The sequence below is a fragment of the Marinomonas sp. ATLA20 genome, assembly GCF_057180105.1.
Map to the genome: position 1 here is coordinate 311,084 of NZ_JBXUKU010000004.1, position 23,696 is coordinate 334,779.

The window sequence follows — 23,696 nt, forward strand, 5'->3', positions numbered from 1 at the left end:
GAAAGTGACCTATTTAGATTATTCCTAATCCTTCGTTATAACAGTGTTTTGTGAGATATCCCTATATAGAGCAGCGCTCTAAGGGAAGAGCGCTGTTTTCAGGTTAACAATGATGCTTCTTAGAGGTCATTATATTTTTGAATCAAGGATTTCGTTTTATCAAGTAAGCGCTGGCCATCATAGCCATCCTCATTCATGTCTTTCACCCATTTTTCTGCGATTGGGGACATGGCTTTTTCCCAATGTTGATGTTCTGCTCCTTCGATATAATCAAAAGTATTACCACGATCCACAGCGAATTTACGTGCAAATAATTCGTAGTCATCGAAAAGCTTGCCAATGTGGCCCGCTAACGTAATGCCTGAGTTATTGTCGATCACTTTTTGTAAGTCGAGAGGCATGCTGTCATATACTTTTTTATTCATCGAAAAAATAAAGGTATTTGTGTATAAGCCGGTGCCTTTAAACTCAGTATGGTGCCCAACAAGTTCATGGATTTTCATTGGTAGAACCACTTCATATGGCAATACAGCTACGTCTATTACACCTTTAGAAAGAGCGCTGGGCATTTCTGTTACGGGCAAAAATACCGTATTGGCGCCCACAAGATCGAATGCTTCTGACATGGCTTTATTTGGCGCACGTACTTTTAATCCTTCTAGGTCTTCAAGCGTTTTAATTCTTTTATCACGTGAGTGAAGAGAGCCCGGTGTGTGAGTATGAACCGCCAGTAGATGAACATCTTTTAGTTCATCTTGCATTTCTGTTTCGGCATATTCCTGTAAAGCCATACTGGTTGCTTGAGCCGAGCCTGGGATAAAGGGCAGTTCAAAAGAGGTCATTTTAGGGAAACGTCCAGGAGTATAGCCTGCGACAGTCCAAGAAATATCGACAATACCTTTGCGAGTTTGGTCGAAAAGTTGAGCCGGTTTGCCGCCTAATTGCATGGCAGGATAAATATCAATGTGAATACGGCCATTCGATTCTGCTTCCACTTTTTTTGCCCAAGGTTCTAGAAAGTTGCTATGGGCATTAGATGCTGGTGGCAGCATGTGGTGTAGTTTGAGCTTATATTCAGGCTCTGCTGCGAAAGCAGTCATAGACATCATTGAGCCAGCTAATAAGGCCAAGCCTGCTAGAGGGATTTTTTTCATTCTATTCACCTTTGTTTTATTTTTATTAATCGAGACCTAGCAACAGTGTGGTGACTACGTTACATAGCTTTTTTATGACGCTACCAAGAGCGTTTACGCAATATCGAGTCGACTGCCATCAAACTATTACTTTCTAGATCATAGTTTGTTTTTCACATAAATTGTTGTTTCTTTCAACATTTACACTTATTGGATTTTTACACTGGCTATTCAAAAAAAGTAACGCCAACATAAAATGTTTGTAAAAAAAATAGTTGTGGTGTACAACATAATTATGTCTGGCAAAGTAACGTCAGCAAATTAAAGCCCAACTTACTAAACAATTATAAAAGACATGTGAGGGTAGAAAATGAGCAAGGTTATTTCCCTAGCGCAAGCTGCTGACTTAATTCCAGATGGTGCCAACGTCGCTTGGTCTACCGTAGGAATGTCTTATTTTGCAGAGGCGATCGCCAAAGCCGTTGAGCAGCGTTTTGAAAAAACAGGTCATCCGCAGCAATTAACGCTTATTCATGACTGTGGTTGTGGTGATGGTAGAGATGCAGGCATGTCACATATGGCGCATCCAAATTTGGTGAAGCGTTTGATTTCTGGTCACACAGGTCAAGCACCAAAGATGGCGCAGATGATTACTGATAATGCCATTGAAGCTTATTTACTACCTCAAGGTGTATTGACCACCATGTGGCGTCAGATCGCTGGAAATAAGCCAGGCGTGATTACCAAAGTTGGCATGGGAACCTACGTCGATCCTCTGATTAGCGGTGGTAAAGTGACATCTATAACCACTGAAGATCTAGTGAAACGCATCGATATTGAAGACGAAGAGTGGCTACTTTATAAAAAATTCCCGTTAGATGTGGTGGTTATCCGTGCCACTACGGCTGATGAAAATGGCAACTTGTCTGTAGAAGAAGAAGCCATGTTGGCGGAAATTTTGCCTATGGCGCAGGCAGCGAAAAACAGCGGTGGTATCGTTATTGCGCAAGTGAAATACATTGCTGAACGTCATTCAATACATCCTAAAGAAGTCAAAGTACCCGGCGTATTAGTGGATTACGTTACCGTTGCTCCAGCCGAAGATCACAAACAAACCATCACTACAACCTACAACCCAGGTTTAGCCGGTAACTCACGTGTACCGTTAAACGCTTTGCCACCTATGCCGTTCAGCGACCGAAAAGTGATTGCTCGCCGTGCTGCTATGGAGCTGAAAGCGAATGTCATGGTGAACCTTGGTATTGGTATGCCTGACGGTGTCGCCGCAATTGCCGCAGAAGAAAAAGTCTCCCATTTATTTACTCTAACAACCGAGCTCGGCACTTACGGCGGTATTCCCGCGTCTGGCGGTGATTTTGGTGCGGCGTGGAATGCGGATGCGATTATTGAGCATGAAGCTCAGTTTGATTTTTATGACGGCGGAGGTTTGGATATTGCTTTCTTAGGACTGGCTCAAGCGGATAAAAATGGCAATTTAAACGTCAGTAAATTTGGCCCTAAAGTGGTTGGGCCTGGTGGTTTTATTAATATTTCCCAGAGCGCTAAGAAAGTGGTGTTCTGCGGCACATTAGTCAACGGTGCCAAACTTGGTTTCGAAAATGGCAAGATGAAAGTGTTGGAAGAAGGTAAGGTGCAGAAGTTTGTTGAAGCCGTTGATCACATTACTTTCAGTGGGTCTGTTGCGAGAGAAAATCATCAACCTGTCGTGTTTGTCACTGAACGTTGTGTGTTGGAGCTGCGCCAAGAAGGCATGGTTCTAACCGAAATTGCACCGGGACTAGATCTAGAAAAAGACGTGTTAAGTGTGATGGCGTTCCGTCCAATCATCGCTGATGACCTTAAAAATATGCCAGCAGAAATCTTTGCTGAGCAGTGGGGCGGTTTGGGCGACATCATGGCAGCAGCTAACCAACAGTAAAATAACAAGAATAAATAAGCGAGGACACTTTATGTCTATCAAGAATGTAGAAATTCCTTACGGCGCTTACTGGAGTACACCGTTTACCAAATGGCAAGGTTCACTTCAGCACTTGCACTCGATGAAATTCGCTGCGCACGTAGCGAAAGCTGAATTGGCAAAACGCAACATTGATCCAAAGGTGTTCGATTCAGGCGTATTGGGCATGACGGTTAATCAGTATCAATCTTTTAACGGCGCACCTTGGCCTTTGTATGACATTGGTGCGGTAAATACAGCAGGTCATGCGGTTAACCAAGTGTGCGCGACCAGTGCCCGAGGTTTGTTTGCTGCTGCGTCGGAAATCGTCTGTGGCATGGCAAATGTGTCCCTTTTGATAACTGCAGATCGTTGCTCAAACGGCCCGCATATTTATTACCCAAATGCGAAAGGTCCAGCTGGAGCATCTGAAGACCAAGTAACTTATAACATGATGAACGATTGTGTTGGCGGCCATTCGATGATGCAAACGGGTGAAAACGTTGCCAAACGTTTTGATATTACTCGTGAAGAATTGGATTTAGTAACTTATAGACGTTATGAACAATATCAAGATGCTTTGAAAGACGATCAAGCTTTTCAAAAGCGTTATATGACGCTGCCTTTGTCTGTGCCAACGGCTAACTTCAAAAAAGAAGACACGGTAATTACTGGCGATGAAGGGGTTTTCCCAACGACGCTGGAGGGCTTGCAAAAACTAAAACCCATTCAAGAAGGTGGCGTGATTACCTTTGGTAACCAAACGCATCCTGCTGATGGTAATGCCTCTGCGATTCTTTGTCGTTCTGAAGAGGTTGCTTCACTCACTTCTCGCCCTGAAATTAAAGTCGAAGTGCTAGGTTTTGGCCAAGCCCGAGATGATCTTGCTTACATGCCAGCGGCGCCAATAGAAGCGGCAAAACGCGCTCTAGCTGTAGCGGGAGTTGATATTAAACAAGTCAAAGCGATCAAAACACACAATCCATTTGCTGTGAACGATGTGGCTTTTGCCAAAGCCATGGATGTTGATGTGATGACGATGAATAACTACGGCTGTTCATTGATTTGGGGACACCCTCAAGGGCCAACTGGCATGCGCGCCATTATTGAGCTTATTGAAGAATTGGTCATCAACGGCGGCGGTTACGGTTTATTCACGGGTTGTGCTGCTGGAGACACTGGCATGGCCGTGGTGATTAAGGTTTCTGACCGATAAAAACGGCATGACTACTGCGCTCGCCAATAAGAGTTTGAGGCGTTCCATAAAGAATTTTAAAGGTAATCCGAGATGACTTATCAATTTATTAACTATTCCGTAGAAAATGGCGTGGCGCATTTGCAGCTTAATCGCCCAGAAAAGAAAAATGCCATCAATGACAGCTTATGTCTTGAGATTGAACACGTGTTTTTGAATTTAACCGATGACGTTAATGTCATTGTGTTTTCAGGTAGCGGCCCGGAGTTTTGCTCTGGTCTGGATTTGCAAGAGCACAAAGCCCGTGAGCCATTTGAAGTGGTGAAGCACTCTAATATGTGGCATCGCGTGTTTGGTCATATTAGTGATTCAGGCATTCCTGTCGTGGCTGCTATGCATGGCGCGGTGATTGGCGGCGGTTTGGAATTGGCGATTTGTGCCCATGTTCGTGTCAGTGAAGAAAATACCTTTTACCGTCTGCCTGAGGGTAAACATGGCATCTTTGTTGGCGGTGGCGCATCGGTAAATGTATCCAATGTGATTGGTGCCAGCCGCATGACAGAAATGATGCTGACGGGACGTGATGTAAGAGCCGAAGAAGGTTTGCGTATTGGCTTGGCACATTATGTTGTTGGCAATGGTGAAGCCTTGGCAAAAGCCTTTGAAATCGCAGAAGGCATCGGCAAAAACTCGAAATACTCCAACTGGGCCATGACCACAGGTCTGAGCCGTATTAGCAATATGTCGGCACAAGATGGTCTGTACACTGAATCATTGATTTGTGGCATTACGCAAACCAGCGATGAAGTAAAAGCACGTATTGATGCGTTTTTGAATCGTAAAAAAAGCTAAGAAGTTTTGCCCTTTGTCATAAAAATAACAGCAAGGTAAGGAGTATTAAGATGCAAATTCAAGATAAACATTTTGTGGTGACAGGTTCAGCTTCGGGTATTGGCGAGGCGGTTGCCCGTCGTCTACATGGTTTAGGAGCAAAAGTGACCCTAGCCGATGTGAATGAAGAAGGTTTGGCACGCGTTAAATCTGATTTAGGTGAGCGCGTACAAGGTTGCGTGACAGACATCGTTGATGAGAATTCGGTACAAAGTGCGATTGATCAAGCCGTTGAAGCCTTTGGTCCTATTAGTGGTTTAGTGAACTGCGCAGGTATTCCAGGCGCAGAGCGTATTGTCGGTCGTGAAGGGCCACATCGCTTGGCATCATTTCAACGTGCGGTATCGGTTAACTTAATTGGTACTTTTAATATGATTCGTTTGGTTGCTGACAAAATGCAGCATAACGAGCAAGAAGCCAATTTAGAGCGCGGCGTAATTATTAATACAGCGTCTGTAGCGGCGTTTGATGGTCAGATCGGGCAAGCAGGTTATGCCGCTTCCAAAGGTGGTGTGTGCGCCATGACCTTGCCAATTGCTCGTGAATTAGCACGCTTTGGTATTCGAGTGATGACCATTGCTCCGGGATTATTTAAAACGCCAATGATGGATGTTTTGCCGGAAGAAGTGCAAAAATCTTTGGGTGAATCTGTGCCATTTCCACCGCGTCTTGGTGAGCCTGATGAATACGCGTCTTTGGCACAACACATCATCGAAAATGGCATGCTGAATGGCGAAGTGATTCGTCTTGACGGTGCGATTCGTATGGCTGCGAAGTAATACGGAGTTGATGATGAACTATCAAGCTCCTTACAAAGATATGCAGTTGCTGGTGGCACAAGCCTATCAACAGCAAGGTCTGGCTGGCGTTGAATCGTTAGACGGTTTCGACCCTGAATTGGCCAATGCGGTAATGGAAGAAGCGGCTAAGTTCGCTACTGGTGTACTTGCTCCACTGAACCAAGTTGGTGATGTGCAAGGTTGCCGCTTTCGGGACGGGAAAGTGATTACAGCTGATGGTTGGAAAGAGGCGTATCAGCAATTCGCCGAATCTGGCTGGATTGGTTTGGCATTGCCTGAGGAGTTTGGTGGTCAAGGTCTGCCAAAATACATTGCCCAGCCTGTAAACGAAATGTGGCTGTCAGCGAATTTGGCCTTTGTGATGTTTCAAGCTTTGGCGCAAGGTGGTTCAGAAATTCTTTTAAATTTTGCCAATGAATCGATTCAAAATCGTTATTTACCAAAGATTGTTAGCGGTGAATGGACGGTGGCGATGGCTCTGACAGAACCCAATGCGGGTTCAGATCTCGGCGCATTGAGTACCAAGGCCATTCCTCAACAAGATGGCACTTATAAAATCAAAGGCCAGAAGATTTACATTACCTATGGCGATCATGATCTTACCGACAATATTGCCCATTTGGTTTTGGCTAGAACACCAGATGCACCAGCAGGCAGTCGCGGTATTTCGCTATTTATCGTACCTAAACATCGTGTTGCTGATGATGGTGCATTAGGAGAGTTTAACGATGTTCGCTGTACCGGTATTGAACACAAAATGGGACTTCATGGTAGCCCAACGTGCTCTATTAGTTACGGTGATCATGATGACTGTATTGGTGAATTAGTCGGTGAGTTGAATCAAGGCCTAATGGCGATGTTCGTCTTGATGAACGAGGCTCGATTAAGTTGTGGCCTGCAAGGTGTGGCGTTAGGTGAATTAGGATACCAGCGAGCATTGGAATATGCCCAAGAAAGAACTCAGGGTGCCAATAGCCAAGGTGAAAAAGTGGCCATTGTTGAACATGCTGATGTAAAACGGATGTTGTTAGAAATACGTTCGGAAACCTTTGCGCTGCGTGCCTTGGGTTATCAGATTGCGGCGCAAATTGATGCGACTGAAGTGACAGATGATCCGCTGAAAAAAGACCGAGTGGCTTTGCTAACGCCGATCTTTAAAGCCTTTGCAACCGAACGTGCGAATGTCATGGCGGGTCAAGTGGTTCAGGTATTTGGTGGTATGGGCTTTGTAGAAGAAACTGGTGTGGCGCAAATTATGCGTGATGCTCGAGTGACGACGATTTATGAAGGCACCACTGGTATTCAAGCCCGTGACTTGATGTTTAGAAAAGTGCGCGGCGATCAGGGTAAAGCCTTAACTGAGTTATTAGCAGAAGTAACTCAGTTGGCTCAGTCTTTTGAGTCCGACGAGGTATTTGCCTCTATGGCGCAAGACTCTCAGCAAGTGATTAAAAAGATGACGTCGTTACTGCATTCACATTTGCTGAATCCTGATATGGACCATGAAGATTTACTGGCTGTGTCTGTGCCCTTCTTGGAAGCCATGGGGATCTTATGTTGCACATGGCAGTTATTGAATGTGTTGGCTTATCAGCAAGCGCAAGAAAATACGGATGAGTCTTACGTGCAGAATATTAAGGCGCTATCCGTATTTTACGGTGCTTATCGTTTGCCGTCTGCCATGGCGGCATTGATGGTCGTTGAAAACGCTGGGTTAGGTCTTGGCAAATATAAATTTTGAAGCAGGCCATTTAGGTCTGAAGTCGAGATAAAAATAACAATTCGGCAGTGGTTAATAAACCACTCCCTAAAACTCTAGCCATAAAAATAATCATAGAGCCCTGAAGGGCAAAAGATGAGAGTGGGAGCAAAAAAATGAACGGTGAATTTCATCCAATAAAAGTTGTAGCGCATCCTATCGACATTGAAAATCGCGACGGCGGAGTGCAAATCATCAATAGCCAAAAAGCGCTCGATGAGTATGCTCGTTGCTGGACAGATCAGCTTGAATACTGGGCTGATAAAACCCCCGATCGAATATTTGTTGCGCAGCGTGATGAGCAAGGTGACTGGCAGGAAGTTACCTACTCACAAGCGGTAGCCCGAGTACGAAAAATAGCATCTTGGTTAATCACTCAGCCAGTTTCTGCTGAGCGTCCCATCGTTTTTTTATGTGGCAACAGCGTTGAGCATTTGATGCTTGCTTTGGCTGGTATGTATGTGGGTGTGGCTCATTCTCCTTTGTCGCCTGCTTATTCTCTTATCGCGACGGATTATTCTAAGCTGCAAGGTATTGTGGATATTTTGACACCCGGCATGATTGTGGTGGATGAGTTGGCACCTTATGAAAAGGCAATTAAAGCGGTTTGCCAAGATACGGAAATTCCCGTAGTGGTGATCAAAGGGGATACCAAGGCACAACAAATTGACAATCCAATTGTGGCTTTTCAATCCTTTTGGGACTTTCCTGAGTCGGCTTTGATTGATGAAATGAACGAGCAAGTGAATGGCGATACGATTGCCAAAGTGCTTTTCACCTCTGGTACCACAGGTATGCCAAAAGGCGTTATCAATACTCAGCGTATGATTTGCGCCAATCAGGTGATGATTCATCAAGTAATGCAGTTCTTGCAAGATCAGCCGCCTATTATGGTTGATTGGCTACCTTGGAACCATACTTTTGGCGGTAACCATAATATTGGTATCGCTTTGTATAACGGCGGTAGTTTGTATCTTGATGATGGCAAGCCAACTGAAAAACTGTTCGCTAAGACATTGCAGAATTTGGCGGAGATATCTCCAACCGTGTATTTCAATGTGCCAAAAGGTTTTGAGTTATTAGTGAAAAATTTGAAAGCGGACAGTGAGTTAGCTGAGAAGTTTTTTGCGCGCTTACAGTTTACCTTCTTTGCCGCTGCAGGTTTGGCTCAGCATATTTGGGATGATTTGGATGCGCTGGCGATTCAATATACTGGCAAGAAAATCCCTATGGTCACTGGGCTAGGCTGTACCGAAACAGCGCCGTCAGCGACGTTTGCTTCTGTTGAAGAATCAACTTCTGGTGTTATTGGTGTTCCTGCGCCAGGTGTGTCTATCAAGCTTGTTCCAAACGAAGGTAAGTTAGAAGCGCGTGTGAAAGCTGAAACTGTGATGCCGGGTTACTGGCGTCAACCAGAATTGACCGCAAAAGCGTTTGATGAAGAAGGCTATTATTGCTTAGGCGATGCGATAGCATATCTTGATGAAAATGAACCGCAGCGAGGCTTCCGTTTTGACGGGCGTGTATCGGAAGACTTTAAACTCGATAGTGGTACTTGGGTCAGTGCAGGTACATTGCGTGCTAAATTTATCAGTGCCTTTGCGCCATTTGTACAAGATGTTGTGTTATGTGGTACGAACCGTGGCTATATCAGTGCATTGATCTTTCCTGATTGGGCTCATTGTCAGGCGATTCTTCCTCATGATTTGGTGGAGACGAACGAGCAAGTTATTGCACACTCAGCAGTACGTGATGCTTTTCAGCAGAAGTTAAGAGATTTTGCTAAAAACAGCACCGGTAGTTCGACTGTGGTTCAACGTATTTTGTTGCAAGCTGTGCCACCGAGTATTGATGCAAATGAAATTACTGATAAAGGTTCGTTGAATCAGCGTGCGGTGCAAGCTCATCGAGAAGACCAAATTGAGCTTTTGTATCAAGAGCCTCTTTCTGATTTGGTTATCAGTTTATAAGGAAGAGCGTCATGTTTAACAATGAACGCCAAGTACAAATTGAGTGGGGTGACTGCGATCCCGCCGATATTGTTTTTTACCCGCGTTATTTTGCCTATTTTGACGCGTCAACGGGGGCTTTATTTGAGGCAATGGGCGTTTCGCTTAGATATATTCGCGATGTATTAAAGACCGTTGGTTTTCCAATGGTTGATACGCGCTCTCAATTTTTTAAACCTTCTAAGTATGGTGACAAGGTTACTATTAAAAGTGAGTTTACTGAGGTTGGTCGTGCCAGCTTTGGGATTCGTCATCAGCTTTTTAATGATGGTGACTTAGCGGTCGAATGCACGGAAAAACGTGTCTGGGCCTGTCTAAATGCAGAAGGTGATCTTAAAGCTAAGACAATTCCAGATGACATTCGAGCAAAAATGTTGAGTCATGGTTAAACAGAAAGGTCAGTGAAAGAATGAAAATTTTAGTAGGTGTTAAACGCGTCATTGATTACAACGTTAAGGTTCGTGTTAAAGCAGATCAAAGCAATGTGGATTTAACCAATGTCAAAATGGCAATGAATCCATTTTGCGAAATCGCTGTTGAAGAAGCGGTTCGCCTGAAAGAAGCTGGCGTGGCATCTGAAGTGATCGTTATGAGCGTTGGAACGACGCAAAGCCAAGAGCAACTTCGTAATGCCCTGGCGTTAGGCGCTGACCGTGCCATTTGGGTTGAAGCTGAAAGCGACATTGAGCCTTTAAATGTCGCCAAAGCCTTTGCCGCAGTCGTTGAAAAAGAGCAACCTGGATTGGTGATTCTTGGCAAGCAGTCGATTGATTCTGATAACAATCAAATGGGACAGATGTTAGCTGCCTTGATTAAATGTCCACAGGGAACCTTTGCTTCTAGGCTTGTTATCGACGGCGATAAAGCGCTTGTTACTCGTGAAATCGATGGCGGGCTACGTACTGTTGTCCTGACATTGCCTGCGATTGTAACGACGGATCTACGTCTTAATGAACCTCGCTATGCCAAATTACCCGATATTATGAAGGCTAAACGTAAACCACTCGATACCTTATCCTTGGCAGACTTGGGCGTAACGCCAAAGGCTCATTACCGATTAGATAAAGTGGAAGCGCCTTCAACTCGTAGTGCGGGCATTAAAGTGGCGTCGGTGGATGAATTGATCAGTAAATTGAAAGATGAAGCGAAGGTGATCTAATGACGACTTTATTAATTGCAGAACATAATTCGAGTACGCTTTCGCCTGCTACTTTATCTGCTCTGACAGCCGCTCAAGCTATTGGCAATGATGTCCATGTGCTAGTGGCAGGTAAGAATGTTGAGTCCGTTGCCGATGACGCGGCGAACCTTTCTGGTGTTACTAAGGTGCTGTGTGCCAATGCGGATGTTTATGAATATGCTTTGGCTGAGCCAATGGGCGATTTGGTTGTGCATTTAGCGGCAAATTATTCGCACATTATTGCGCCGTCTAATTCAGAGTCAAAAGACTTTATGCCGAGAGTATCGGCTCTATTGGATGTTGGTCAGGTGTCTGATATTTGCGCTGTCTTGAGTGCTGAGCAATTTAAACGCCCGATTTATGCCGGTAATGCGATTGCAACGGTCACCGTGCTAGATGATAAAAAAGTCATAACAGTGCGTGGGTCTTGCTTTGATAAAAATACTCAAAAAAATGATCAAGCTTGCGCCGTCGAAGTGGTCGATTTTGTGGCTGAAAGTGGTTTGTCTAGTTGGCAATCTGATGACATTACTGAATCGGCAAGACCTGATCTTGCCAGCGCTAGCCGTATTGTGTCAGGTGGTCGTGGTGTCGGTAGTGGTGAGAACTTTGTGTTGGTCGAGGCGTTAGCCGATAAACTAGGCGCAGCGGTTGGTGCATCTCGTGCGGCAGTGGATGCGGGTTTTGTATCGAATGATTTACAGGTTGGCCAGACGGGTAAAATCGTCGCACCTGATTTGTACATGGCTTTTGGGATTTCTGGTGCTATTCAGCATTTAGCAGGCATGAAAGACTCCAAAGTGATTGTGGCGGTAAACAAAGACGAAGACGCACCTATCTTTCAGGTGGCTGATTATGGCTTGGTAGGTGATCTTTTTGCAGTGCTTCCAGAAATGACAAGTAAGCTGTAGGTATACTTGTACCTAAAAAATATGAGGCAGTCTAACATCAAGTTAGACTGCCTGTTTTGAATTTGGTGATGTTAACCGAGCCCTAGCTCGGTTTTTTTATTTGCTTGAATTAGATTGAGAGCAAAGCTCAATAACGCGTTTTCCACTGATAACCAAAAAACAGCAAACCGTCGTAGCTAAAGCGGTAAGGTGAAAAAAATCAACAAGTAGCATGTTTTCCATAGGAGATTCCTTTTGTGAATACTTTATATTTATTGTTATTTTGTTTAATAAAAGCACAAGATTCATAATTCGTCCATACTGTTTGCAAAATAGACTTATCGATAAGCATTTATTTGCAGTAATGAAAAGTTTTGAATTTTGCTTTATTGGCTTATAGTGTGCGTCTGGATTTATTGTATACCTCGATCCTATGGCCCTTTTGAAATACTCCCTCTATTTAAAGATGCTTTATACTGTGCAGATTGTTTATAGGAGTCGTGAAGACTCATGATTCGCCCATTGTTGATTATGCGATTGCTGACTATGCCGTGTTTATGGATGAGCGTCGTGCAGTTTGTGTTTGGTGAATTGTCCTTTATGTTTTTTAAGGATGATGTTGGGCGTGCTTTTGCCCTGCCTGCCTTGATTACGTTTAGCATCTCCTTAGTTATTTTACTGGGTTTTAAAAAGTACCCTTTACCTTCAGTGAATTCTCGTGAAGCCATGTTGTTTGCTACTTTAACGTGGTTGGCTGTTGGTGTGCTTGGTGCGATTCCTATTATTTCGATAACGCATATTTCTTTCACTGATGGGGTGTTCGAATCCATTAGTGCGTTGACTACCACAGGTGCAACTGTGTTATCTGGCCTAGATGACATGCCACCTACTTTTTTGATGTACCGTCAGTTTTTGCAATGGATGGGGGGGCTTGGTGTTGTGATCTTTGTGGTAGCCATTCTTCCAATGTTGAACATTGGTGGCATGCGCTTATTAAAAGCAGAAACGCCAGGACCGATTAAAGACGATAAACTTTCTCCACGAGTATCCAGTACAACTCATTATCTATGGATGGTGTATTTGGCCATTACCGGTTTTTGTGCGCTGAGTTATTACCTTGCAGGTATGTCAGCGTTTGATGCCATAGGTCACAGTTTTACCACGGTATCGACTGGTGGGTTTTCAACCCATGATGCCAGTATGGGGTACTTTAACAGCCCGTTGATTTTGTGGATTTGTAATCTTTTTATGGTATTGGGGGCGGTGAATTTCGCGTTGCATTACCGTATTTATATTGCCCGTAGTATTAAGTTGTATTGGCAAGATGAAGAGACACGAGGTTTCTTGAAAATCATTGCTTTTGTGGCTTTATTATTGGCTTTGTTTCTTTTCCAAACGGGTTCAGAAGATGGACTTTGGGTTTCTATCACACAGTCTTTTTTCCATGTTATTTCGTTTATTACCAGCACGGGGTTTGCAGCAACAGATTTTGGTGCTTGGCCTGCAGTGACTTCTATCATACTGATTTTTGTTGGTTATATTGGCGGTTGCGCAGGGTCGACAGCGGGTGGTAATAAAGTCATCCGGAATATTATTTCTCTAAAATCTATTTCGTTGGAATTGAAACGTTTAGTACACCCAAATGGTGTGTTTGCGATGAAGTTTCAGGGACGAACTATCAGTGCCGATGTCCGCCACTCTGTGATGGGTTTTATGTGTCTTGCCGCTATGGTTACGGTTTTATTTACTGTCTTATTGATGATGACGGGCATGAGTTTTATGGCTTCTCTGAGTGCCACCGCAGCTTGCTTGAATGTGCTTGGCCCGGGGTTTGCGGAGCTTGGGAATAACTTTTCCCCGCTAAGTGATACAGGCACTTGGCTGATGAGTTTTGCGATGATCTTGGGGCGATTGGAGTATTTTACTGTGCTAGTGCTTTTCTTACCCGTGATGTGGCGTCATTAAACATATTGCTCTTATGCCGTTATTTGCTCGAAAAGGCGAACACTCGCGGTGTATCGTGCTTGGGTAAATGAATTAATGTGAGCCCATAATGCTGAGCGAGCTTGACGGCTAGAGTACTTGGTGATGCCAAATGGATTAATCTAGAAAGCCCAACCCTCACCGCTTTCTGGACCAGTTCCGTACTGCATCGGCTTGACATCAAAACACTGTAGTTATGTAAGTTTATATCTTGCTGTAGTGCATAGCCGATTATTTTATCTAGGGCATTATGCCGACCTATGTCTTCCATGCAAACAATGGGTTCGCCTTGCGGTGAAATCAATAAAGCGGCATGAACCGCCCCTGTTTTATTGCCCAATGCTTGGAATTCAGATAAACGGCTTCTTAATGTCAGCAAGTCTGTTTCTTTTATCGCTTGGCTTGCTTGAAGCCTTGGTAGTACTGGAATGGCTTGGGTTAATGATTCTATACCACACAAACCACACCCTGTTGCGCCAAGATGTGTTTGTCTTCTTTGTTTGAATTGTGAAAATCGACGTGGGCTTAGCTCTAAATTGATTGCAACACTTTCGATGTCTGGGTGCGTTTGAGAAAGCTGGACATCAATGTCTCGGATATCATTAATATGTTCAATAATCCCCTCACTGCGAGCAAAGCCGACGACAAAGGCCTCTAAATTGACAGGTGTTACCATCATGACGGCATAAGAAATGTCGTTGATACTAAGTGCTAACGGAACTTCTTCAACAAGTTCTGCTGATTCGAATGATGCCTGTTGTTGCGTCGAGTCTATCTGTAACGTATCGCAACGGCCAAATTTTTGGCGCCTGTGGCTAGTAAAAGAAATCGGCGAATGCTGCATGATGTTGAGATCGGTTAATTAAAAAGATGTACTCATAGTACGGACAGTGGCCAAGAGCGTCCAATGCTTTTGCGCTAAGAAAGAGGATGAAAACGACATGAATATTGAATAAATATTGTTTGTTTAATAAAGCAGCAATATACGGCAGGTTTTCAAAGGCGGGAAGTATTTCTTTAGCCGTTAAAATACCGTATCCTACCCCGAAAATTTAAGCTTCGAATACTTTTATCCGTCTGGGTTTTGTAAAACTATGGGGTAAAAGGGTATGGACTGTGATTATTTGCACTCCAACAGTGGCAAGGAAAAAGTGCATGCTACAAAGTGTGGTTCTGTTTTTGTCATATATTGAGAACGTGTACGGTCAAAAGATCAGTACATAGTCAGGTTCTCCGTGAGCCACTTTTGTTTAATGAGTTTTTTATTTATGCAGTTTATCAAACACCTCTCGCGTTGGGCTCTTTCTGGCCCACGAGCTTGGTTATCCATTATTTTTATAGTATTTATTGTACTTTCTTTCGTTTATAAGTCTCTTGTATCTCCAGCTAATGACCTTAATGAATATACACTTCCGAGTGTTACAGACATCATAACGGGTAAGGGGCATACGTCTAAGATCAGTAATAACGATAATGTCATTTTCCCCCAAAGCAGCTCGAACACAGATGAAGATAATAATTATGATTCTCTGGTTACGATGGATCCTCTGCAAAATGTGGAGAAAGTACCGCCTGTTATCCCCTCGATAGAATATGTTATTAAACCCGGCGATACACTGGCTCGTATTTTTGCTCGTTTGGGATTATCTAGAGAGGCCTTATACTCAGTATTGGAGGCCGACCAAGAATACTTGGTGCTTGAGCCATTGTTACCTGATGATAAGTTCACCTTTAAGTTGGATGAGGACGGTGACTTACTTGAAATTACTCGACGCATAGATATCAGTAAAAGTGTGTCTTATGTTCAGCATGATGGCGGTGGTTTTAGCTACCAAGAGAGCATCAAACCCATTACTTATACTCAGAAAGCAGTACACAGTAAAATTGTTGGAAACTTTTATCTTTCAGCAAAAAAAGCTGGCTTATCTGATACGCAAATTTTAATTATTAATGATTTGCTGAAAGGTCGGGTGAATTTTCGTAAAGACCTGCGTGCCAATGATGCGTTTGACTTCGTCATTAAGAGTGGCAGCATTGATGGTGTAAAAGTAGGTGACAGCCAGTTAGAAGCCTTGGAAATCACAGTAAAAGGTGAAACCTATCGTGCATTTCTACATTCAGATGGTCGTTTTTATGACCAAGATGGAAATAGTTTAACGCCGGCTTTATTGCGCTGGCCAACGCATAAGAAATATCGAATTAGCTCACCCTTTAATGCGAATCGTCTACATCCTATTACAGGTCATCCAGCGCCACATAATGGTGTTGATTTGGCGACGCCTTCGGGAACGGAAGTGCTGGCAACGGGTGATGGTGTGGTGACTCGTGTTGCTTCGCATAAATACGCAGGCAAGTACGTTGTAATTGATTATACGGGCCCATATGGTTCGCGCTTTTTACATTTAAGTAAGATATTGGTGAAAAAAGGCCAGAAGGTTAAGCGTGGTCAAGTCATTGCGTTGTCTGGTAATACTGGACGTACAACGGGTGCTCATTTGCACTATGAGCTACATATAAGAGGTCGTCCCGTGAATCCAATGACCGCAGAAATTCCGACGACTCAGTCCATCCCTAAGAGTGATAAAAAAGAATATTCTAACAATGTTAAGCGTTTGTTGAATATGATGATGGGGAATCAGGTAGAAGACCAAAATGCCACGGATGCTCAGCTCGGTTCTATGGCAGATTCGCAGTCAACATTAGATGCTGTTGCAAATTAAACTTCGATTTTAAGCTGCATAACGCAATAGAAAAAGGCGTCTTTTCTGAAGAAGAGACGCCTTTTTTGTTGGCTATTTTTTATCTTTAGATACTTTAATGTTGTGTGAATACAGCGCTTACATGTTTTTCTTGTACGATTTGTTACCGATCACGAAAAGCACCAAAAAAATGGCTAAGCCAAGACAATTAATCCAAAGCGCCAGATGTGGCCACAGCATCATCACAGAAGCAACTAAGGCAATCATTCGAGCAAAGATCGACAGTTTATCTTCTAAGTAACCTTCCATTGCCCCAACGAGTGCATACATGCCAAATATAGCAAAGACAGTCAATCGCAGAAGTGTTTCTGTATCACCGCCAATTAATGGCGTATAAGCCATTAACAGAGGAACAATATAAAGGCCTTTAGCCAGTTTCCACGCGGTTAGACCTGTTCGCATTGGCGGCGTTTTGGCTATGGCAGCAGCTGCGAACGCGGTTAAGCAAACCGGAGGCGTGACGTTACTGTCTTGGGAAAGCCAAAAGATAATCATGTGGGCTGTGACGAGAATCATCGCCACACTTTGAGCCCCCAATGCTTGATCCATTAACATGCTTTTGAAGTCGTTAGGAACTTGCGCTAATAGGGCTTGAGCTTGCTCCATTGGCATGCCTTGCGCTAATGCTGCAATAGCGGAAGGGTCAACCAGCATGAAGACAGCGCTGGCGGCTTCAGGTAAATTGCCGGCCGACATCATGTCTAATAGTTGGCTTTCAGCGATAAGGTTAAATAGGGCTGGTGCAGATAATGTCCCTAATACAATGTAAGACGCGGTTACAGGTAAGCCCATACCCAAAATCAAAGACGCGATGGCGACTAAAATAATGGTGAAGAACAGGCTGCCACCAGCCCAATTGGTAATTAATAAAGAGAAAGTATTCCCAACGCCTGTGGTACTAATTACGTTAACTACCAAGCCGATACCAACCAGTAGAACGGCGGTAGTAGACATGTTTTTCGCGCCTTGAGCCATGGCATCGATCACGGCAGCAGGTCCCATTCTATGCTTACTAGACAGGAAAGAGGCAGCAATAACGGCCAAAATACTGATGCCAGCGGCGTAGGTCGGTGTAAAACCCTGTACTAACAAGGTAACTAAAACGCCAAGCGGCACAATATGATGCCAGCCATCTTTAAGTACTTGTGAAATTTTGACGGCATCATCACTTTCTGTGGCGATGACTTTGCTTCGTTTTGCTTCGACACGCACGAAAAATCCAACAGAAAGGAAATACAATAACGCTGGAATCGCGGCAACACTGATAATAGTGACGTACGACACTTGTGTATAAGAAGCCATAATGAACGCCCCAGCGCCCATTACTGGTGGCATCAATTGCCCACCGGTAGACGCGGCCGCTTCCACACCTGCGGCAAATCGTGCTGGAAAGCCAGCTCTGCGCATCAATGGAATAGTGATGACACCAGTGGATACCGTGTTCGCCACTGATGAGCCAGAAACAGAGCCCATCAAACCAGAGCCTAATACCGCGACAAAACCAGGGCCACCGATCATTTTGCTAGCAAGAGATCGAGATAGGTCAATGATAAAGTCGCCCGCACCGGACTTGACTAGAAATGCACCAAATAAAATGAACATGAAGACAAAGCTCCATGAAATACGGGAGATGGAACCGAACATACCGTCGGTGCTAAAAAAGCTACGATACAACAAGGTTTCTAAACTGAGTCCAGGAAAGTTAAACATTCCTCCCAGCCAACTTCCCCATAGCACCACATAAGTTAGTGCGACGATGATCAAAAAAGGGATAAACCAGCCGCTGGTGCGACGAATAAGTTCGAGGGACAGTAAAACCGCGACACTTGAGACAATCCAATCTGAGGTATTGAAGGTAACACCTCGGGCGTAAAGGGCGTCTTCAAAAAATACAATGTAAAGCACCATTCCTATGAGCGCGAGCACAATAGCGCCATCAAAAAATAGGGCTACCTTGCTGTCTTGCCATTTAGGGTGCGCTGGAATCAGTAAGGCACATAGGGTACCGAAGCCTGCAAAATGAAAAGCAGAGACCCAGAGTTCTGGCAGCGTTGCGATTGTGTTGATGTAAATATGGGCAACAGCTAAGAAAACTGACAGTGTGAATACAAAACGGTTTAGCCAAGGGCCAGAGCGGTGTTTGGTTTCGAAATCTTCAAGATTGACGTCTTGAGGTTCTGTTGGTTGCGATGAAGCAGTCATAGACAGGCTACCTTTGTGTGTGCAAAAAGCGGGTCGTGCAAAGAGGTAAAAAGCGCGCCGTACTTAGGTACGGCGCTAGAACGAGATGGAACCTTGTTATTGAGTGATTAGACGAGCTGGGATGTTAATACCGCGTTCACGATAATAACGAGCCGCACCAGGATGCAATGGCACTGGAAGGCCAGCGATGGCTTTCTCAATTGACATAACGGATGTCGCTTTATGAATAGCGCTTAAATACCCTAAGTTCTCATAAAGTGACTTGGTGAGTTCGTAGACATCGTCATCTGATAAGTCGGCGCGAGTTGCCAAGAAATTTGGTTGAGCAACCGTATTGATGTCTTTCGTTTGACCTGGGTAGGTATTGGCCGGAATGACATAGCGAGTCCACAATTCGTAGTTACCGTTTGCTTCTTTGATTTGCTCGTCCGTGAAATCTAATACTTTGACCTTGTCGCCCATGGAGGCATACAGTCTTGTTACAGCACTGACTGGAACACCTGCAGGTGTGTTCATGCCATCGATATTACCGTTTTGCATTGCATCAGCACTTGCACCGTAGCCCATGTAAGCAAGAGCGAACTTATCTGGGTCAATATTCAGACCTTTAAGCTGCTGACGACCAGAGCCTTCCGTTCCAGAATTTTTAGTACCAATGGAAAACTTATTATTGGTTCCTTCAAGAGCTTTTAAATCTGACATAGTGCCGGTTTTGGTTAGGTCAGTTTTTAGCACAAAATGCTCTACGTTCTGCCAAAGCATGGAAACTGAACGTAATTCAGTCTGTTTGCCTGAGCTTTCAAATGGGCCTTCACCGTCCCAAGCCCAAGCACCATAAAGACCTTGTAAGATGGCAAATTGTGCTTGGTTTTCACGCAGAAGTTTGATGTTCTCACCGGAACCTGCTGAACTAATGGCAGAAACTGATAAGCCAAATTTAGGCTCTAGTTTTACTTTACTTAAGGTGGCGATAGCGACACCCACTGGGTAATAAGTTCCCCCTGTCGATGCTGTCGCTAAGATATAGTTGCGGTTGTCTGCAGCGGATACACCAGATGCAGATAACGCAATAGCAGCCGCTGTTGCGCTGGTAAGAATCGTTTTAGTAACAAAGCCCAATTTCATATTATTTTTCTCCTATTGATGGGGTGTTGACATACTCTATAGCGATTATCATGCCAAATATATATCTTATTGATTTATAGGTGTTTTATTTTATCCTTAGTATTTCCTTTGTTTTAATATACACATATGCGCTATTTATTGCTTATGGTTGACGTTTCACTGTCGGCAATAAATTGCTTACGATGTAAGCGAGTAAAACCCCTTACAAACATGCTATTTTGTGTCATGGCGTTTTATATCATGAGCAAAATATTGCCGATGGACTTAGAGCGAGAGAATAATGAAACAAGATCATAATATTCAGGTTGTATTGTTTGATTTGGGAAATGTCTTAGTCGACTTAGGTGATGTTTCTGAAATGCATGCTATGTTGAATACGCAAGGTGAGGAGTCTGAGGTTTGGTTGAAGTGGTTAAGATCTCCAACCGTCGCTGCCTTTGATTCAGGTAAAATCACTTTTGACCAATTTGCTGATAGCTTATTAAAAGAGGTTGGCAGTAGTATTGATAAGGAAATATTTAAAGCGTCTTTTAAAGCATGGCCAAGAGGATTATTTGACGGCGCGCTTGAATTAGTTGACGCTGTGAAACCTCAATATCATCGTGCTATTTTATCCAATACTAATGCGGCGCATTGGCCACGTTTAATGGGTGAAATGGGACTGGCTGGTAAATTTCACAGTTATTATGCTTCTCATATGGTGGGGTTTGTAAAGCCGGATGAGGCGATTTATCAGTATGTGATACGACATTTACAAGTGGCGCCTGAGCAGATACTTTTCATTGATGATAATCAGATAAACATTGATACAGCGAATGCATTAGGTATGAAAGCGTTTCGGGTTAAAGGAATAAAGGAGGCGCGTCTAGTGCTTCATCAACATGGGGTGTTGTCCGGCGAGATTATTGCTTGAGATAAGCGGCAATAGAATTGCTTGAAGCCTTAAATTAAGCTGTAGAGGTGTAAATGCTATTTGGTCTAGAGGTTTCTATGCGTACTTTTGATGGGCAATCTTCTACAAGTTATTCGCGGACTCGGCCCATGTATCCGGCTGAGCTTTATTATTGGTTATCACAGCAAGTACCAGCATCAAGTACTGTATGGGATTGTGCATGTGGCACAGGCCAAGCGTCGGTAGATCTTGCTGCGTATTTTGATCGCGTAGAGGCGTCTGATATTAGTGAGTCTCAGGTCACCGCAGCGACACCGCACCGCAAGGTGAATTATCAGGTTTTTCCCGCTGAGAAGACGCTTTATCCCGATGATTATTTCGATGTGGTGTGTGTTGCCCATGCACTACATTGGTTTGATTTAGATGCGTTTTGGGCTGAGCTCAAGCGCGTATTAAAACCCGGCGGAATGTTTGTTTGCTGGGGTTACAACTGGCTGCAGGTTGGTGAAGCAGAAGATAAGGCGATTGCAGAGAATGTCTTGCCGCACCTTGAAACCTATTGGCCTGCTGAAAGCCGTTTGTTGTGGAATCAATATCGTGATATTAAATTTCCTTTTGAATTAATAGAGGTTCCAGCTTTTGAGCTGAACTGTCACTGGTCTGTTACGCAAACGCTGGACTTTATTCGGACTTGGTCTGCGTCTCAATTGCGCATTCAGGAAGAAGGTGATGACTTTTTAGTAAATGCTTCACCTATTATTCGTGACGCTTGGTCTGAGCCAACAAAGAAACAAGAAATACGCTTGCCATTCTTTGTTAAGGCGGGGCGTTTCGCTTAGGTCCGCTTTTGCAATAAGACTAAAGTGGAATAGATTGGAACCTCTGGCAGGTTATAGTAGTTCAGCATCCGAATAAAAAATTTAACAATGGAGCGGGTTATGAAGTCATTATATAGCGCAACCTCAAATGAGGCGGCAAAAAATGCCAATGTGAGTCAAGCAGAATTTGAAAAACGCTATCAAGAATCGATTGAAAACCCAGACGAATTTTGGGGCAAAGAAGGTCAGCGTTTAGATTGGTTTACACCATATACAAAGGTTAAAAATACCTCTTTCAAACGCGGTGAAGTTGACATTAAGTGGTTTGAAGACGGTGAGCTGAATGTAGCTTACAACTGCATTGACCGCCATTTAGCCCACGCCGCAAATAAAGTCGCTTACTACTGTGAAGGCGACCAAGAAAGTGATGAAAAAACCGCAATTACCTATCAGACATTGCATGATGAAGTCGGGCGTTTAGCCAATCTATTGAAGCGCCAAGGCGTTAGTAAAGGCGATCGTGTCGCTATATATATGCCAATGATCCCCCAAGCAGCCTATGCCATGTTGGCGTGTGCTCGAATCGGTGCTATTCACTCTGTTATTTTTGGTGGTTTTTCTGCCAACGCGATCGCTGATCGATTAAATGATTGTGGAGTGAAGCTCGTTATTACCGCAGACGAAGGCCGTCGCGCAGGTAATACTATTCCCCTTAAACATAATGTCGACATGGCCCTAGACAAGAATGCTTGTCCGTCGGTTGAAGGTGTTGTGGTTTATCGCTATACCCAAAAAGATGTACCTTGGTTTGAGGGTCGTGATTTGGATTGGGCGGCTGAAGTAGAAAACGAAAGCACTGAATGTCCAGCTGAGCCCATGAATGCCGAAGACCCGCTGTTTATTCTCTATACTTCAGGTTCAACGGGTAAGCCAAAAGGCGTTGTCCACACAACAGGCGGTTATTTAGTCTATGCCTCGTTAACTCATGAGTTGGTATTTGACCTTAAGCCAGACGATATTTATTGGTGTGCTGCCGATGTAGGGTGGATCACAGGTCACAGTTATATGGTTTATGGGCCACTTGCCAATGGCGCAACCAGCATCTTATTTGAGGGTGTTCCAACCTATCCAGATTCTGGTCGTATCGGTCGCGTGGTAGACAAATTTGGCGTGACTCTTTTATATACTGCACCAACGGCAATTCGTGCTTTGATGGCGAAAGGTGATGAAGCGACTCGCTCCAGCAAACGTGATTCTTTACGAGTGTTGGGTAGTGTCGGTGAACCAATTAACCCTGAAGCGTGGTCTTGGTATTACAACGAAATTGGTAATGCCTCTTGTCCTATTGTTGACACTTGGTGGCAAACAGAAACTGGCGGCATGATGATGTCACCTCGTATTGTTCAAGGTGATGTTAAGCCTGGGTCATGTACTGGTCCTTTGTTCGGTGTGCAGCCTGCCTTGGTTGATGCGCAAGGTGTCTTGCAAGAAGAGCAAGGTGTGTTGGTTGAAGGTGGTTTGGTTATTACCGATTCTTGGCCTGGTCAGGCGCGTACCGTGTATGGCGACCATGAGCGTTTCGAGCAAACTTACTTCAGTACTTTCGAGGGTATGTATTTCACTGGTGACGGTGCTTCTCGCGATGAAGATGGTCATTATTGGATCACTGGCCGTATGGACGATGTATTGAACGTATCAGGGCATCGTCTAGGGACCGCTGAAATTGAAAGTGCGTTAGTTGCTCATCCTTCCGTCGCTGAGGCCGCTATTGTTGGCTACCCTCATGATATTAAAGGGCAAGGCATTTATGTTTATGTTAGTGCTGTCGCTGGTGTGACGCCAGATGAAGAGCTGACTAAGTCATTGAAGCAGTTTGTTCGACAAGAGATTGGGCCCATTGCGACACCAGACCTTATTCAGTGGGCCAGCAAAGGGCTACCGAAAACTAGATCTGGTAAGATCATGCGCCGAATTTTGAGAAAAATTGCTGCGAATGAACATGATCAATTAGGTGATACAAGTACATTAGCTGATCCAAGTGTGGTTGATGATTTAATTGAAAACCGTTTAAATGTGTGACGGTTTACACATTTAAAAGGATAC

General features: G+C 44.1%; 18 protein-coding genes. 14 read left to right on the forward strand and 4 right to left on the reverse strand.

Going from position 1 to position 23,696, the window contains the following annotated elements; genetic code table 11:
* Positions 1 to 119: 119 nt before the first annotated feature.
* Positions 120 to 1,154, reverse strand: a complete 1,035-nt coding sequence (locus AC2A4J_RS09390) for a TRAP transporter substrate-binding protein (protein ID WP_255825598.1) — start codon at positions 1,152 to 1,154, stop codon at positions 120 to 122.
* 349 nt (positions 1,155 to 1,503) lie between these two features.
* Between AC2A4J_RS09390 and AC2A4J_RS09395 the strand changes: the two genes are divergently transcribed.
* From AC2A4J_RS09395 to AC2A4J_RS09440, 10 genes are all read left to right on the forward strand, one after another.
* Positions 1,504 to 3,072 (forward strand): acyl CoA:acetate/3-ketoacid CoA transferase, encoded by a 1,569-nt coding sequence (locus AC2A4J_RS09395; RefSeq protein ID WP_484175808.1) that lies wholly within the window; start codon positions 1,504 to 1,506, stop codon positions 3,070 to 3,072.
* Positions 3,073 to 3,103: 31 nt separating this feature from the next.
* Positions 3,104 to 4,306: a thiolase family protein gene (locus AC2A4J_RS09400; RefSeq protein WP_484175809.1), complete on the forward strand. Its 1,203-nt coding sequence runs from the start codon at positions 3,104 to 3,106 to the stop codon at positions 4,304 to 4,306.
* A gap of 72 nt (positions 4,307 to 4,378) precedes the next feature.
* Positions 4,379 to 5,137 carry a crotonase/enoyl-CoA hydratase family protein gene (locus tag AC2A4J_RS09405; protein ID WP_114411901.1) on the forward strand — a complete coding sequence of 253 codons (759 nt, stop codon included), beginning with the start codon at positions 4,379 to 4,381 and terminating at the stop codon, positions 5,135 to 5,137.
* 50 nt (positions 5,138 to 5,187) lie between these two features.
* Positions 5,188 to 5,955 carry a 3-hydroxyacyl-CoA dehydrogenase gene (locus tag AC2A4J_RS09410; protein ID WP_484175810.1) on the forward strand — a complete coding sequence of 256 codons (768 nt, stop codon included), beginning with the start codon at positions 5,188 to 5,190 and terminating at the stop codon, positions 5,953 to 5,955.
* A gap of 13 nt (positions 5,956 to 5,968) precedes the next feature.
* A complete protein-coding gene (locus AC2A4J_RS09415; protein ID WP_484175811.1) occupies positions 5,969 to 7,717 on the forward strand; it encodes an acyl-CoA dehydrogenase family protein in 1,749 nt (582 codons plus the stop codon).
* 134 nt (positions 7,718 to 7,851) lie between these two features.
* Positions 7,852 to 9,705, forward strand: coding sequence for a feruloyl-CoA synthase (locus tag AC2A4J_RS09420; protein ID WP_114411904.1), 1,854 nt, complete (start codon positions 7,852 to 7,854; stop codon positions 9,703 to 9,705).
* Between the two features lie 11 nt (positions 9,706 to 9,716).
* Positions 9,717 to 10,133, forward strand: a complete 417-nt coding sequence (locus AC2A4J_RS09425) for an acyl-CoA thioesterase (RefSeq protein ID WP_205114110.1) — start codon at positions 9,717 to 9,719, stop codon at positions 10,131 to 10,133.
* Between the two features lie 20 nt (positions 10,134 to 10,153).
* Positions 10,154 to 10,903 carry an electron transfer flavoprotein subunit beta/FixA family protein gene (locus AC2A4J_RS09430; RefSeq protein ID WP_255825592.1) on the forward strand — a complete coding sequence of 250 codons (750 nt, stop codon included), beginning with the start codon at positions 10,154 to 10,156 and terminating at the stop codon, positions 10,901 to 10,903.
* Positions 10,903 to 11,835, forward strand: a complete 933-nt coding sequence (locus tag AC2A4J_RS09435) for an electron transfer flavoprotein subunit alpha/FixB family protein (RefSeq protein WP_484175812.1) — start codon at positions 10,903 to 10,905, stop codon at positions 11,833 to 11,835. The genes AC2A4J_RS09430 and AC2A4J_RS09435 overlap by 1 nt, the downstream gene beginning before the upstream one ends.
* Before the next feature lie 489 nt (positions 11,836 to 12,324).
* Complete coding sequence (locus AC2A4J_RS09440; protein WP_484175813.1) at positions 12,325 to 13,779, forward strand: TrkH family potassium uptake protein; 1,455 nt, start codon at positions 12,325 to 12,327, stop codon at positions 13,777 to 13,779.
* Positions 13,780 to 13,798: 19 nt separating this feature from the next.
* Here the strand turns inward: AC2A4J_RS09440 and fdhD are convergent, their stop codons facing one another.
* Entirely contained in the window at positions 13,799 to 14,641 is an 843-nt protein-coding gene (gene fdhD, locus AC2A4J_RS09445; protein WP_255825584.1) for a formate dehydrogenase accessory sulfurtransferase FdhD, read from the reverse strand.
* A gap of 424 nt (positions 14,642 to 15,065) precedes the next feature.
* Between fdhD and AC2A4J_RS09450 the strand changes: the two genes are divergently transcribed.
* Positions 15,066 to 16,517 carry a peptidoglycan DD-metalloendopeptidase family protein gene (locus tag AC2A4J_RS09450; protein ID WP_484175814.1) on the forward strand — a complete coding sequence of 484 codons (1,452 nt, stop codon included), beginning with the start codon at positions 15,066 to 15,068 and terminating at the stop codon, positions 16,515 to 16,517.
* Between the two features lie 117 nt (positions 16,518 to 16,634).
* On the opposite strand, the gene AC2A4J_RS09455 is transcribed toward AC2A4J_RS09450, so the two are convergent.
* Together AC2A4J_RS09455 and AC2A4J_RS09460 are read right to left on the reverse strand one after the other, a co-directional pair.
* Positions 16,635 to 18,758, reverse strand: coding sequence for a TRAP transporter permease (locus AC2A4J_RS09455; RefSeq protein ID WP_484175815.1), 2,124 nt, complete (start codon positions 18,756 to 18,758; stop codon positions 16,635 to 16,637).
* A 96-nt stretch (positions 18,759 to 18,854) separates the two neighbouring features.
* Positions 18,855 to 19,883 (reverse strand): TAXI family TRAP transporter solute-binding subunit, encoded by a 1,029-nt coding sequence (locus tag AC2A4J_RS09460; RefSeq protein WP_255825579.1) that lies wholly within the window; start codon positions 19,881 to 19,883, stop codon positions 18,855 to 18,857.
* Between the two features lie 280 nt (positions 19,884 to 20,163).
* Between AC2A4J_RS09460 and AC2A4J_RS09465 the strand changes: the two genes are divergently transcribed.
* The 3 genes from AC2A4J_RS09465 (at position 20,164) to acs (ending at position 23,672) form a co-directional block, all read left to right on the forward strand.
* The gene (locus AC2A4J_RS09465; protein ID WP_484175816.1) at positions 20,164 to 20,796 is read left to right on the forward strand and encodes an HAD family hydrolase; all 633 of its coding nucleotides are present in this window, start codon (positions 20,164 to 20,166) and stop codon (positions 20,794 to 20,796) included.
* 77 nt (positions 20,797 to 20,873) lie between these two features.
* Complete coding sequence (locus AC2A4J_RS09470; protein ID WP_484175817.1) at positions 20,874 to 21,614, forward strand: class I SAM-dependent methyltransferase; 741 nt, start codon at positions 20,874 to 20,876, stop codon at positions 21,612 to 21,614.
* 99 nt (positions 21,615 to 21,713) lie between these two features.
* Complete coding sequence (gene acs, locus AC2A4J_RS09475; RefSeq protein ID WP_255825573.1) at positions 21,714 to 23,672, forward strand: acetate--CoA ligase; 1,959 nt, start codon at positions 21,714 to 21,716, stop codon at positions 23,670 to 23,672.
* Positions 23,673 to 23,696: the final 24 nt, after the last annotated feature.